Here is a 13559-nt window from a genome sequence, read left to right as displayed (position 1 = left end):
TCACAGGCCTGCGTGGGCGGCGATGGCGGCGGCGATGGCCAGGGCCAGCTCTTCGGGTTTGCGCTTGATCGAGTAGTTGGTCAGTTCAGGGTGGCTTTCAACGAAGCTGGTATTGAACTGGCCGCTACGGAATTCCGGATTGCGCAGGATTTCCTGGTAGTACGCGGCGGTGGTCTTCACCCCTTGCACGCGCATGTCGTCCAGGGCCCGCAGGCCGCGGTCCATGGCTTCTTCCCAGGTCAACGCCCACACCACCAGTTTCAGGCACATGGAGTCGTAGAACGGCGGAATGGTGTAGCCGGTGTAGATCGCCGTGTCGGTGCGCACGCCCGGGCCGCCGGGGGCGTAGTAACGGGTGATCTTGCCGAAGCTGGGCAGGAAGTTGTTCTTAGGGTCTTCCGCGTTGATACGGAACTGCAGCGCGTAACCGCGGTGCTGGATGTCTTCCTGCTTGACCGACAGCGGCAGGCCCGAGGCAATGCGGATCTGCTCACGGACAATGTCGATACCGGTGATTTCCTCGGTGATGGTGTGTTCCACCTGCACCCGGGTGTTCATTTCCATGAAGTACACTTCGCCATCGGCGAGCAGGAACTCCACGGTACCGGCGTTCTCGTAGTTCACCGCCTTGGCCGCACGCACCGCCAGGTCGCCGATGTAGGCGCGCTGCTCGGGGGTAAGCTGGGGGCTCGGGGCGATTTCGATGAGCTTCTGGTTACGGCGCTGGATCGAGCAGTCGCGCTCGAACAGGTGCACCACGTTGCCAAAGCTGTCACCGAGGATCTGCGCCTCGATGTGCTTGGGGTTGACGATGCACTTTTCCAGGAACACTTCGGCCGAGCCGAAGGCCTTGGTGGCCTCGGAGATAACCCGCGGGAAGTTCTGTTCCAGCTCTTCGCGGCTGTTGCAACGGCGAATACCGCGGCCGCCACCACCGGAGGTAGCCTTGAGCATTACCGGGTAACCGATGCGCTCACCTTCGCTCAGGGCTTCATGAATATCGGCAACGTTGCCTTCGGTGCCCGGGGTTACCGGCACACCTGCGGCGATCATGGTGCGGCGCGCTTCGGTCTTGTCGCCCATGCGGCGAATGACATCAGCGGCCGGGCCGATGAACTTGATCCCGCGCTCGGCGCAGATCTCTGCCAGTTCAGCGTTTTCCGACAGGAAACCATAGCCCGGGTGCAGGGCATCACAGCCGGTTTCCACAGCCAGGTTCACCAGCTTGCGCGGGTTCAGGTAACCGGCCAGCGGCTCGGCACCAATGCTGTGAGCTTCATCGGCGCGCTTGACGTGCAGGGCGTGCCGGTCGGCGTCGGAATAGATCGCCACCGAGCGAATGCCCATCTCGGCGCAGGCACGCACGATCCGAACTGCGATTTCACCTCGGTTGGCGATCAGGATTTTTTTTATCACTGGAGTCTTCCCAAAGCCGTAGGAACAGTCGAGCCGGTTCTCCCGGTCGGCGCGTGACCAGACGTTGCTGGCCAGTCGCACATTCACCCTAGCGCTGTAGGTCGATAAACAAAAATCAATATTTGTTAGGGACTGCATTAGCAAAAGCTTATAGTTCGGTAACAAGGTGTTGCCGAAGAGCCAATAAAAAATGCGTAAGTCCTTGATGCGTATGACTTTGCGTCAAATGCAGATCTTTAACGAGGTGTGCGATTTGCGCTCGTACAGCCGAGCGGCAGAGGAGATGGCACTGACGCAACCCGCCGTTAGTCTACAGATCCGCCAGCTTGAAGAACTGATCGGCCAACCGCTTTTTGAGTACGTCGGCAAGAAGCTCTACCTGACAGAAGCAGCCGAGGCGCTGCAGCGCGCCAGCCGGGATATCTTCGGGCGCCTGGAGAGCCTGGACATGCAGCTGTCGGACATGCAGGGCTCACTGCAGGGGCAGTTGAAGCTGGCGATCGAGTCCAGTGCCAAGTACTTCGTGCCACACCTGTTCGCCGCCTTCAAGCAACGTCACCCGGAGGTCAACCTGACCCTTACGGTAGTCAACCGCGCCCAGGCCATCCGGCGCCTGTCGGACAACCGTGACGACCTGATCATCATGTCCATGGTACCTCAGGACATGGGCCTGGAGTTTCTGCCGTTCCTCAACAACCCGATCATCGCGGTAGCGCCGCCCGAGCACCCGCTGTGCAAGCTGGAGCAGCTGCGCCTGCAGGACCTGGAGCCTCATACCCTGCTGGTCCGCGAACAAGGCTCGGGCACGCGCAAGGCTTGCGAAGAGTACTTCAAGGACAAGCGCGTGCACTTCACCCAGACCCTGGAAGTGGCATCGGCCGATGCCCAGCGTGAGTGTGTGATCGCCGGCCTGGGCATCGCCCTGCTGACCCGCCACGCGGTCAACCTGGAGCTGGCCACCGGGGTGTTGAAAGAACTGCCGGTGGAGGAACTGCCGTTGTACCGCAGCTGGTGCGTGGTGCAGGCCAAGGCCAAGCGGCAATCGCCGGTGGCTTTGGCCTTTCTGGCGTTCATCCGCAGCGAACGTGCGCTGATCAGCGCGATTGTTGAACGTTTTTCGGGGAAGTTGCCGACGACGCCTGCCAAACCGTGAGTTCCTGCAACTCGGGGTAGTCCACCAGGTCGCGGAGCAGTTGACGTTGGTCGCAATAGCTCTCGATCGCGCGGCGGTACTCCATGCGGCGCTGATCCTTTTCCTGCTGTTTGCGAGCTTTGGCGTTGGGTTGGTATGTACCGTCGAAGTCACGAGCCATTGCCTGTCTCCCAGATAGGATGCGGGAGTTTCAGACTGGCCTTGATGGTTTACGGTTTGGCTGTGGAATGGTGACAAAACAATGAAAGTTGCTTTGCCTGTGCCGGCCTATTCGCGGGTAAACCCGCTCCTACACAGGTACGCGTTCCAGTGTAGGAGCGGGTTTACCCGCGAATAGGCCGGAACAGGCAACGAAAATCAGTCGTCTGTAGCCTTGATCGACTTGGGCGACAAACGCAGGCTGCGCAAGCTGCGCTTCACGCTCTTCAGGTGGTTGACCAGGCTCGGCCCGCGCGCCATGGCCACGCCCATGGCCAACACGTCGATCACCACCAGGTGGGCAATACGCGAAGTCAACGGGGTGTAGATTTCGGTGTCCTCATGCACGTCGATCGCCAGGTTGACCGTCGACAACTCGGCCAGCGGCGTCTGGCTGGGGCACAAGGTAATCAGGTTGGCGCCGCTCTCACGCACCAGGTTGGCCGTGATCAGCAGGTCCTTGGAACGGCCCGACTGGGAAATGCACACCGCCACATCGCCCGGCTTCAAGGTAACCGCCGACATCGCCTGCATGTGCGGGTCGGAATACGCCGCCGCGCTGAGCAGCAGGCGGAAGAACTTGTGCTGGGCATCGGCCGCCACCGCACCAGAGGCACCAAAGCCGTAGAACTCCACGCGCTGCGCCTGGGCCATGGCGCTTACCGCCTGTTGCAGCGCGTGCGGGTCGAGGTGCTCGCGCACTTCCATCAGGGTGTGCAGGGTGGTGTCGAAAATCTTCAGGCTGTAGTCGGCAACCGAATCGTCTTCATGGATGGCGAACTGGCCGAAACTGGCCCCGGCGGCCAGGCTTTGCGCCAGTTTCAGCTTCAGGTCCTGAAAACCCGAGCAACCAATGGCGCGGCAGAAACGCACGATGGTCGGTTCACTGATACCCACGCTATGCGCCAGGTCGGCCATCGAGCTGTGCATGACGGCAGCCGGGTCGAGCAGCACGTGGTCGGCCACTTTCAGTTCCGATTTGCGCAGCAGGTGGCGCGATTGGGCGATATGTTGCAACAGATTCACGGGCTGGACTCGGTTATGATCGGCTGGCCGGGTTGTAGCTTTCTTGTAGTTATACTACATGGACGCCAACCCGCCCAGTTAAACGAACGTGGAGAGTGGCGGTTTGACTATTCCTTGCGACATTCTGGTCTTCGGCGGCACCGGCGATCTGGCCTTGCACAAACTGCTTCCGGCGCTCTACCACCTGTTTCGCGAGGCCCGTTTGAACCCCGCCGTGCGGGTCATTGCCCTGGCCCGACGCAACTTGCCCCGAATCGACTACCTGAAGCTCGCCGAACGCCACTGCCGAGCACAGATTGCCCGCAACGACTTCGACGATGAAGTGTGGCAGCGTTTTTCCGCACGCCTCGACTACTTCCCCATGGATGCTTCGCAGAGCGCCGATTTCGGCCGCCTGGCACGCTACCTGGGCGAGCCCGGCGGGCTGACGCGCATCTTCTACCTGGCCACGGCGCCCAATCTGTTCGTACCGATCGCCAACCACCTGCGCGTTGCCGGGCTGGCCGACAGTGAAGCGCGTATCGTGCTGGAAAAACCGATCGGCCACTCGCTGGAATCGGCTACCGCCATCAATGAAGCGATTGGTGAGGTGTTCGAAGAGGGCCAGGTGTTCCGCATCGACCACTACCTGGGCAAGGAAACCGTACAGAACCTGATGGCCCTGCGTTTTGCCAATGCCTTGCTGGAGCCGGTGTGGCGTAACAACCAGATCGACCACGTACAGATCAGCGTTTGCGAGACGCTGGGTGTTGAGAACCGTGGCGGCTACTACGACCGCGCCGGGGCGATCCGCGACATGCTGCAGAACCACCTGCTGCAGCTGCTGTGCCTGGTGGCCATGGAGCCACCGGCGCAGTTCGAAGCCGAAGCGGTACGCGACGAGAAAGTGAAGATCCTGCGCGCGCTCAAGCCGATCACTGGCCAGGACGTGCAGGACAAGACCGTGCGCGGCCAATATGGCGCCGGGCGCATCGGCGGCCAGGAAGTGTCGGCCTACTACTTCGAGAAGGACGTCGACAACGACAGCGACACCGAAACCTTCGTCGCCATCGAGGCGCATATCGAAAACTGGCGCTGGGCGGGCGTACCGTTCTACCTGCGCACCGGCAAGCGCATGGCACGTCGCTCTTCGCAGATCGTCATCCAGTTCAAGCCGGTGCCCCACGAGCTGTTCAACGGTGGTCAGGTCAACCAGCTGCTGATCCAGCTGCAACCGGACGAACGCATCAGCCTGCGCATGATGACCAAGAGCCCGGGCAAGGGCATGCGCCTGGAGCCGGTAGACCTGAACCTGAACCTGGCCCAGGTGTTCAGCCAGACCCGCCGCTGGGAGGCCTATGAGCGTTTGCTGCTGGATGTGCTGGAAGGTGATTCGACACTGTTCATGCGCCGCGATGAAGTCGAAGCGGCCTGGGCCTGGGTCGACCCCATCCTCAAGGGCTGGGAAGAACACTTCCAGGCACCTCGTCACTATCCAGCGGGAACTTCCGGACCGGAACAGGCCAACAGTCTGCTCGCCAGGCACGGTAGACATTGGAATAGCTGAAATCTTGCCCTGCTCCTGAGGTGTGCGGAAACCGTGAAAGTAGTCGCCGCGCAAACGCGCTACTTTCAATCCGATCAGGAGCAGACCATGGCTGTAATCAACAACCTCGTTGCAATCAATGACATCGCAGCCAGCGAGAAGGTGTTCAGGGTTCACTGTACCGTGACGGTTGCCAACCCTGCGATCGAGCCGGTGCTGGTGGAACCGAAAATCCGCCACAGGGGCGGTTGGGAAGTACTGGAACTGCAGCTGAAAGACACGGGTGCTATCACTATGCAGGTACTCACGGAAAAAACCGTGATGTTCGAGCGGGTAGGCGGTACTTATTGGAAGAGCCTGGAGATCGTCCAGGCCGATGGCTCTCAGCGTTGCGAAATCCGCACCCTGGAGACGATAGACTGAGCCATTTACTGCCAGGCCAGCCCAAGGTGGCGGCCTGGCTGCCTATACCGGGTCGATGAACGGACAAGGGTAAAGGTGCATATTTATACAGTAGAGATTTGCCCCATTTCCTGGCGCACCCTAGAATGGCCCGATGCGCACAGACGACCTCTCCCTCCTGCTGAACTCCCTTAACGATGCCCAACGCCAGGCCGTAGCGGCCACGCTCGGGCGTCAACTGGTGCTTGCCGGCGCCGGTTCCGGTAAAACCCGCGTGCTGGTGCACCGCATCGCCTGGCTGATCCAGGTGGAGCAGGCATCGCCGCACTCGATCCTGTCGGTGACCTTCACCAACAAGGCCGCTGCCGAAATGCGTCAGCGGATCGAGCAACTGCTGGGGATCAACCCGGCAGGCATGTGGGTGGGTACGTTCCACGGCCTGGCCCATCGCCTGCTGCGGGCGCACTGGCAGGAAGCGCGGCTGGTACAGAACTTCCAGATCCTCGACGGCGACGACCAGCAGCGGCTGATCAAGCGCGTGATGCGCGAGCTTGGCCTGGATGAACAGAAATGGCCGGCACGCCAGGCCCAGTGGTTCATCAACGGGCAGAAGGACGAAGGCCTGCGCCCACAGCATATCCAGGCCGGGGGCGACCTGTTCCTGTCGACCATGCGCGACGTCTATACCGCCTACGAACAGGCTTGCGAGCGCGCCGGGGTCATCGACTTCTCCGAGCTGCTGCTGCGTGCGCTGGACCTGTGGCGCGACCACCCTGGGCTGCTGGAGCACTACCAGCGGCGCTTCCAACATGTGCTGGTAGACGAGTTCCAGGACACCAACGCCGTGCAGTACGCCTGGTTGCGCCTGCTGGCGCGCGGTGGCGCCAGCCTGATGGCGGTGGGCGATGACGACCAGTCGATCTACGGCTGGCGCGGCGCCAAGATCGAGAACATTCACCAGTACACCGCCGACTTCCCCGATGCCGAAATGATCCGCCTGGAGCAAAACTACCGCTCCACCGGTGGCATCCTCAAGGCGGCCAACGCCTTGATCGCCAACAACAGCGGGCGCCTGGGCAAAGAGCTGTGGACCGACATGGGCGAAGGCGAGCCGCTGACCCTGTATGCGGCCTACAACGAGCACGACGAAGCGCGCTACGTGGTGGAGACCATCGAAAGCCTGGTCAAGCAGGGTAACGCGCGTAACGAAATCGCCATCCTGTACCGTTCCAACGCCCAGTCGCGGGTACTGGAAGAAGCCCTGCTGCGCGAGCGCATTCCCTACCGCATCTATGGTGGCCAGCGCTTCTTCGAGCGCGCCGAAATCAAGAATGCCATGGCCTACCTGCGCTTGATCGAAGGCCGTGGCAACGATGCCGCCCTGGAGCGCGTGATCAACGTGCCACCACGCGGCATTGGCGAGAAAACCGTCGAAGCCATCCGCGAGCACGCCCGCCACAGCCAGCTGTCGATGTGGGGGGCCATGTGCCAGCTGCTTGCCGCCAAGGCTCTCAAGGGCCGCGCCGCCAGCGCCCTGGGGGCATTCATCGAGCTGATCGAGGGGCTGGCTGCCAAGGTCGTGGACATGCCGCTGCATACCATGACCCAGACCACCATCGAGCAGTCCGGGCTGATCATCTATCACCAGGAAGAAAAAGGTGAAAAGGGCCAGGCGCGGGTAGAAAACCTTGAGGAACTGGTCAGCGCGGCGCGCAACTTCGAGTCCACCGACGAAGACCCCGAGCTCTCGCCGCTTTCGGCGTTCCTCGGCCACGCCTCGCTTGAAGCAGGCGATACCCAGGCCGACGAGCATGAAGACAGCGTCCAGCTGATGACCTTGCACAGCGCCAAGGGCCTGGAATTCCCGTATGTGTTCCTGGTGGGTATGGAAGAAGGCCTGTTCCCGCACAAGATGAGCCTGGAAGAACCCGGCCGCCTGGAGGAGGAACGCCGCCTGGCCTATGTGGGCATTACCCGCGCCATGCGCCAGCTGGTCATGACCTACGCCGAGACGCGCCGCCTGTATGGAAGCGAGACCTACAACAAGGTGTCGCGTTTCGTACGTGAAATTCCGGCGGGCCTGATTCAGGAAGTGCGCTTGTCAAACAGCGTCAGCCGCCCGTTTGGCGGAGTCAAGACGGCCACCAACAGCAACCTGTTCGCCAACGCCAGCATTCCGCAGACTGCGTTCAACCTCGGCCAGCGTGTGCAACATGCGGTGTTCGGCGAGGGGGTGATCCTCAATTTCGAGGGTTCCGGCGCGCAGGCACGGGTGCAGGTGAATTTTGCCGAAGGCAGCAAGTGGCTGATGCTGGGGTATGCCAAGCTCGAAGCTATCTAAAGCCCAGCGCCGCCCCTTGTAGGAGCGGCCTTGTGTCGCGACAGGGCTGCGCAGCAGCCCCAACAATTTCAGCACCCCGGCAGAAATCCTAGGGCCGCTGCGCAGCCCTGTCGCGACACAAGGCCGCTCCTACAGGGATTGCGACAGCATTCAGAGGGGCGGTCCTACCTACCTTGTAACATCCAGGCAAAAGCTCGAAACATTATGTCGCTGGTCATGTGCCCGGGAACCTGTGCACCATGACGCGCGTGCAATCCACAACAGGGGATATCCCACTTATGCAACGTTTTCTTAGCATCGCACTGGCGCTCTGCGTCGGCCTGACGCTGAGCCTGGACGCCAACGCCAAGCGTTTCGGCGGCGGCAAGAGCTCGGGCTCCGCGCCTATCCACCAGACCCGCCAGGCCACGCCAACCACGCCTGCCGCCGCGCCGACCGCACCTGGCCGTGCAGCCCCGGCCGCCAGCGGTGCTTCGCGCTGGTTGGGCCCACTGGCCGGCCTGGCCGCCGGTGGCCTGCTGGCTTCCATGTTCATGGGCGACGGTTTCGAAGGTTTCCAGATCATGGACTTCCTGATCGTAGCGCTCATTGCCTTCCTGGTGTTCCGCTTCATCGCCGCGCGCCGTCGCCAGCAGCAGCCGCAAATGGCCATGCCGGGCCATGCGCCGATGCAGCGTGAAGCTCACGGCCAGCCTGCCCAGCCGTCGGTCTTCGGTGGTTCGGCCGCACCTGCTGCCGCAGCCGCCCCGGTGATCAACGCCCCGGCCTGGTTCAACGAGCAAAGCTTCCTGGCTGCCGCCCGTAACCACTTCCAGTCGCTGCAGCAGCACTGGGATGCCAACGAAATGGACAAGATCGCCGAGTTCGTGACCCCGCAAATGCTCGAGTTCCTCAAGCGTGAGCGTGCTGAGCTGGGTGATGGCTTCCAGGCCACCTACATCGACAACCTCGAAGTGCAGCTGGACGGCGTCGACGACCGCGCCGACCGTACCGACGCCACCCTGACCTTCCGTGGCGTGTCGAAGAACTCGCGCTTCGACCAGGGCGAAGTGTTCAGCGAAAGCTGGCACATGGTTCGCGCCCCGGGCGAGAACCAGCCTTGGCTGGTCGCCGGTATCCGTCAAAACGGCTAACCGCTGCGTGCTGCACAAAAAACCCCGGGCCTGCCCCGGGGTTTTTGCTTTTGCCAGAGTGGCCTACTAGGGTATAACGCGCAGCGTTGTCATCTAGGTCAGAGGAAGTGAACCGTGGAAGAAGTGATCGAACAACTCCGTGAAGCCAATGAGCCGGTACCAGTACCCTTGGAGCTTCCCGACGAGGACCAGCTGGTAGAGATCGAAGAGCAGCTGTTCATCAACATTCCGTTCGTGTTCAAAGAATTTCTGCTGACCGTGAGTGATGTGGTCTACGGCTCCCTTGAGCCGGTTACTTGTACCGACCCACAGTCGCACACCTACCTGCCAGAAGTTGCCGCCAACGCCTGGGATGCCGGCGTGCCGCGTGAGCTGATCCCGCTGTGCCAGGACGGTGACAATTACTACTGTGTCGAGGAAGACGGCACCGTGGTGTTGTGGGATGCCGAAGACGAAATCGTCGGCGAAGACAGTTGGGAATCGGTGTGGCACTGGGCGCGGGATGTTTGGCTGGAGAGCTGATTCCAGTTTCTAATTGATGCAGCCTGTGCTGGCCTCTTCGCGGGTGAACCCGCTCCCACAGGGACTGCATAGGTGCTGAGCATTGAGCAGTCCTGTGGGAGCGGGTTCATCGAGGCGTCGAACCGCCGCGAAGAGGCCAGCGCAGGAAAATTTATGGCTTAGTGCCACCAATGCAGTTAAAATCGCCAAGCTTTCTGCGCTTGGCGACATCGCTACCGCTCCATCCCCTCGGACAACGGTGAAATCTTGCGCAGGGAGCGTTACCCCCTCAGTGCGAGTTCTCGCGGCTGTTCTCCAGCGTCTCCAGCAAGGCAATCTGCATGCGTGTGTGCACGCGGATGAACCAGCGCCACAGCAAGGCCACCACCACCGCGGCCACCACGGCAATCACCAGCAGCAACTCACTGGTCGGCAGGATGCTCGCCGACAACGCCGACAGCAGCAGGAAAATCACCAGCAGCGACAACAGTGGGATCACCTCGGCGACCACACGGCGCACACGCTGGGTATGCCGCCCGGCCATTTCCGGCTTCACGCCCATCTCTGCCAGCAACATCGACAGCGCCTTGAGCTTACGATAGGCGGCGATCAGGAATGGCAGCGACAGCAACAACGCCGCGCCCCAGATCAGCGCTTTCTGCTGGCTGACGTCGCTGACCCACTCACTGAGCCAGTTGCCAATACGCCCAGCGAAGTAGCCGCCGCTGAAGAAGATGGCGATCACCAGTGCCAGGTTCACCCCCACCTGCAACAGGATGCGACGGATCATCGCCGCCAGCATGGCGCTCTCGCCCTGTGGCTGGATGCTGCGCAACCATTCACCATACAACGAAAGCACTCGCGCCAGACGGCCGGGCACCACATTGCCCAGCTTCTGCGACAGCGGATCGGCCGCACGGATCAGGTACGGCGTGAGCAGCGTGGTGATTGCCGATACCGCCACGGCCACCGGGTAGAGGAAGTCGCTGGTCACCTGCAGGGTCATGCCCAGCGCGGCGATGATGAACGAGAACTCGCCAATCTGCGAAAGCCCCATGCCCACCCGCAGTGACGTACGCCCGTCGTTGCCGGCAATGAACGCCCCCATGCCGCAAGAAATCATCTTGCCCAGTACCACCGCCAGGGTGATGACCACGATTGGCCAGGCGTAGTCGATCAGTACCTGAGGGTCGATCATCAGGCCGATGGCGACGAAGAAGATGGCGCTGAACAGGTCGCGTACCGGTTCGATCAGGCGCTCGATCTTCAGCAACTGGCGCGATTCGGCCATGATCGCGCCGATCAGGAAGGCGCCCAGCACCATGCTGTATTCCAGCTTCACCACCAACAGGCAGAAGCCGAAGCACAGGCCCAGCACGGTAATCAGCAACATCTCGTTGCTTTCGAATTTGGCCACATAGGCCAGCAACCGCGGCACCAGCAAAATACCGATGACCAGCGCGACGATCATGAACAGCGACAGCTTGCCGACGGTGGAGAACACTTCGCCCGAGCTGACCGTGCCGCTGACGGCGATGCCCGACAGCAAGGCGATGATGCCGATGCCGAGGATATCCTCGACAATCAGCACGCCGAAGATCAGCTGGGCAAAGCGCTCGTTCTTCATCTTCAGGTCGTTGAGCGCCTTGACGATGATGGTGGTCGAGGAAATGGCCAGGATGGCACCCAGGAACAGCGAATCCATGGTGTTCCAGCCGAACCAGCGGCCAATCTCGAAGCCGATCCAGATCATCAGCACGATTTCCAGGAACGCCGCGATAAATGCCGTGGCGCCCACCTTGAACAGCTTGCGCAGGCTGAACTCCAGGCCCAGGCAGAACATCAGGAAGATCACCCCCAGTTCGGCGAGGGTCTTGATGGTGTCTTCGTCATGGATCAGGCCGAATGGCGGGGTGTGCGGGCCGATGATGAAGCCAGCGACAATGTAGCCCAGCACCACCGGCTGCTTGAGGCGGTGAAACAGAATGGTGACCACGCCAGCAACAAGCATGATGACTGCCAGGTCCTGGATGAAGCTGATGGCATGCATGGCGTGATACTCCTTTTCTCGTCTTTTTTATGGATGCCTGGGCAGACCGCTCCTCTGCCAAGGCAACCCTGAGCGAGCAGCAAGTACATACTGTATTGAATGCAGGAAAGCCCATGTTGCATGGGCGTACTCAGGTTAACATCGCGCCACGCCCCAAAAAGCCGGTGCAATATGCAGAAACAGATCGGCTGGAAAAGCGCCGCTGATGGCATGATCAGCGTGACGATGGCGCGTCAGCCAACGTCCCGTATCAGCAAGGCAAATTAAAAAGAGGGGAACAGAAGTGTCTGCAGAAGATAACGCCCTCCATTCGCCCGATTCAGCGCAACCTCACCGTGAGCACACTATGGAACCTGGAAACGCCCAGCTGAGCATGACCGTCCTGATGACCCCGGACATGGCCAACTTTTCTGGCAACGTACATGGCGGCACCCTGCTCAAGTACCTCGACGAAGTGGCCTATGCGTGCGCCAGCCGCTACGCCGGGAGTTACGTGGTCACCCTGTCGGTTGACCAGGTGATCTTCCGCGAGCCCGTGCACGTGGGTGAACTGGTGACCTTCCTGGCGTCGGTCAACTACACCGGCAACACCTCGATGGAGGTGGGCATCAAGGTGGTGACCGAGAACATCCGCGAGCGCTCGGTGCGTCATTCCAATAGCTGCTTCTTCACCATGGTCGCGGTCGACGACAACCGTCGCCCGGTGCCGGTACCGCCGCGCCAGCCGCACAGCAGCGAAGAAAAACGCCGCTTCCTGCAAGGCCAGCAGCGCCGGCAGATCCGTCAGGAGCTGGAGAAGCGCTATCAGGACCTGAAAACCGACGCCATTTAAAGCGCCAGCGGCTGCGCCTCGAAACGCACCCGGGGGTGAGCGATGCGGTCCTGGGCCCGCACCAGCTGCAACTCGTAGCTGGCGCAGGCCTGGGTTTCCAGCAGTACTTCGTGCACCGCTGCGGCAGTGAATTCGAATGCCTGCACCCAGCTGTCGCCAAGCAGCACGCGGGCCAGGAACAGGCCTGAGGTCAGGTCACCCACCCCTACCGGCTGACGCGGGAACGCCAGCAGCGGGCGGCGCAGGTGCCAGCTGTGCTCGGCGGTCACCAGCAGCATCTCGAACTGGTCCTCGGCACGCCCGGGGTAGGCCAGGTGCTTGACCAGCACCACCTGCGGCCCACGCTGCAGCAAGCTGCGCGCCATGCCTACGCAATCCTCCAACGACTGCGCACGGCGCCCGCAGAAGCTGTCCAGCTCAAGCTGGTTGGGGCAGAGGATGTCAGCCCTGGCAGCCGCTTCGTCGAGCAGGAACTCGCTGACTTCCGGTGGCACGATGCAGCCCTTCTCCGGGTGCCCCATGACCGGGTCGCACAGGTACAACGCCTTTGGGTTCACGGCCTTGATCCGCTCGACGCCCGCCAGAATCGCCCGGCCTTGCTCGGCACTGCCCAGGTAGCCGGAAAGCACTGCGTCGCAGTGGCCCAGCTCGCCAATATTGGAAATGCCTTCCACCAACGCAGGAATTTGCGCTGGGGCAAGCACTTCGCCAGCCCACTGGCCATACTGTGTGTGATTGGAGAACTGCACGGTATTGAGCGGCCAGACATTGACCCCGATACGCTGCATGGGAAACACCGCGGCGCTGTTGCCGGCGTGGCCGAACACCACATGGGACTGGATGGCGAGCAGGTGCGGGGTACGTTTCATGCGGGAGGTTTCCAAAACTGTTTCAGGGATTGTGCGCAGCGCAGTATGAACTCGATTGCCACCTGTACGACAGGCCAGGGACGCAGTTAAGCTGGATCTACCTGTTTGGAGCA

General features: G+C 61.4%; 12 protein-coding genes. 7 read left to right on the top strand and 5 right to left on the bottom strand.

Features of this window, described 5'->3' with window-relative positions; translation table 11 throughout:
- On the bottom strand, positions 1 to 1416 hold the full coding sequence (locus ACIP1G_RS13835) for an acetyl-CoA carboxylase biotin carboxylase subunit (protein ID WP_016489867.1): 1416 nt from the start codon (positions 1414 to 1416) through the stop codon (positions 1 to 3).
- Between the two features lie 190 nt (positions 1417 to 1606).
- Here ACIP1G_RS13835 and ACIP1G_RS13830 point away from each other — a divergent pair, with 190 nt between their 5' ends.
- A complete protein-coding gene (locus ACIP1G_RS13830; protein ID WP_400737769.1) occupies positions 1607 to 2569 on the top strand; it encodes a LysR family transcriptional regulator in 963 nt (320 codons plus the stop codon).
- On the opposite strand, the gene ACIP1G_RS13825 is transcribed toward ACIP1G_RS13830, so the two are convergent.
- Together ACIP1G_RS13825 and hexR are read right to left on the bottom strand one after the other, a co-directional pair.
- Positions 2511 to 2729, bottom strand: a complete 219-nt coding sequence (locus ACIP1G_RS13825) for a PA3496 family putative envelope integrity protein (RefSeq protein ID WP_201199557.1) — start codon at positions 2727 to 2729, stop codon at positions 2511 to 2513. The two genes, ACIP1G_RS13830 and ACIP1G_RS13825, sit on opposite strands and share 59 nt — an antisense overlap.
- Before the next feature lie 197 nt (positions 2730 to 2926).
- Positions 2927 to 3793: a transcriptional regulator HexR gene (hexR, locus tag ACIP1G_RS13820; protein WP_012274878.1), complete on the bottom strand. Its 867-nt coding sequence runs from the start codon at positions 3791 to 3793 to the stop codon at positions 2927 to 2929.
- Between the two features lie 103 nt (positions 3794 to 3896).
- Here hexR and zwf point away from each other — a divergent pair, with 103 nt between their 5' ends.
- The 5 genes from zwf to ACIP1G_RS13795 all read left to right on the top strand — a co-directional run bounded on the left by zwf (position 3897) and on the right by ACIP1G_RS13795 (position 9716).
- Positions 3897 to 5339, top strand: coding sequence for a glucose-6-phosphate dehydrogenase (gene zwf, locus ACIP1G_RS13815; RefSeq protein ID WP_400737765.1), 1443 nt, complete (start codon positions 3897 to 3899; stop codon positions 5337 to 5339).
- Positions 5340 to 5372: 33 nt separating this feature from the next.
- A complete protein-coding gene (locus ACIP1G_RS13810) occupies positions 5373 to 5741 on the top strand; it encodes a hypothetical protein (RefSeq protein ID WP_400737762.1) in 369 nt (122 codons plus the stop codon).
- 133 nt (positions 5742 to 5874) lie between these two features.
- On the top strand, positions 5875 to 8061 hold the full coding sequence (gene uvrD, locus ACIP1G_RS13805) for a DNA helicase II (RefSeq protein WP_400737760.1): 2187 nt from the start codon (positions 5875 to 5877) through the stop codon (positions 8059 to 8061).
- 278 nt (positions 8062 to 8339) lie between these two features.
- Complete coding sequence (locus ACIP1G_RS13800) at positions 8340 to 9194, top strand: Tim44 domain-containing protein (RefSeq protein ID WP_400737757.1); 855 nt, start codon at positions 8340 to 8342, stop codon at positions 9192 to 9194.
- Between the two features lie 114 nt (positions 9195 to 9308).
- On the top strand, positions 9309 to 9716 hold the full coding sequence (locus ACIP1G_RS13795) for an SMI1/KNR4 family protein (protein ID WP_400737754.1): 408 nt from the start codon (positions 9309 to 9311) through the stop codon (positions 9714 to 9716).
- A gap of 268 nt (positions 9717 to 9984) precedes the next feature.
- Here the strand turns inward: ACIP1G_RS13795 and ACIP1G_RS13790 are convergent, their stop codons facing one another.
- Positions 9985 to 11745: a cation:proton antiporter gene (locus ACIP1G_RS13790; RefSeq protein ID WP_400737752.1), complete on the bottom strand. Its 1761-nt coding sequence runs from the start codon at positions 11743 to 11745 to the stop codon at positions 9985 to 9987.
- Between the two features lie 346 nt (positions 11746 to 12091).
- Here ACIP1G_RS13790 and ACIP1G_RS13785 point away from each other — a divergent pair, with 346 nt between their 5' ends.
- Positions 12092 to 12577: an acyl-CoA thioesterase gene (locus ACIP1G_RS13785; RefSeq protein ID WP_003253263.1), complete on the top strand. Its 486-nt coding sequence runs from the start codon at positions 12092 to 12094 to the stop codon at positions 12575 to 12577.
- On the opposite strand, the gene pdxY is transcribed toward ACIP1G_RS13785, so the two are convergent.
- A complete protein-coding gene (gene pdxY / locus ACIP1G_RS13780) occupies positions 12574 to 13446 on the bottom strand; it encodes a pyridoxal kinase PdxY (protein WP_400737750.1) in 873 nt (290 codons plus the stop codon). The genes ACIP1G_RS13785 and pdxY overlap by 4 nt on opposite strands.
- Positions 13447 to 13559: the final 113 nt, after the last annotated feature.

The sequence above is a fragment of the Pseudomonas sp. NPDC089392 genome, from assembly GCF_044749595.1.
Taxonomy (GTDB): Bacteria; Pseudomonadota; Gammaproteobacteria; order Pseudomonadales; family Pseudomonadaceae; genus Aquipseudomonas.
This window is presented reverse-complemented; position numbering and strand designations above follow the sequence as displayed.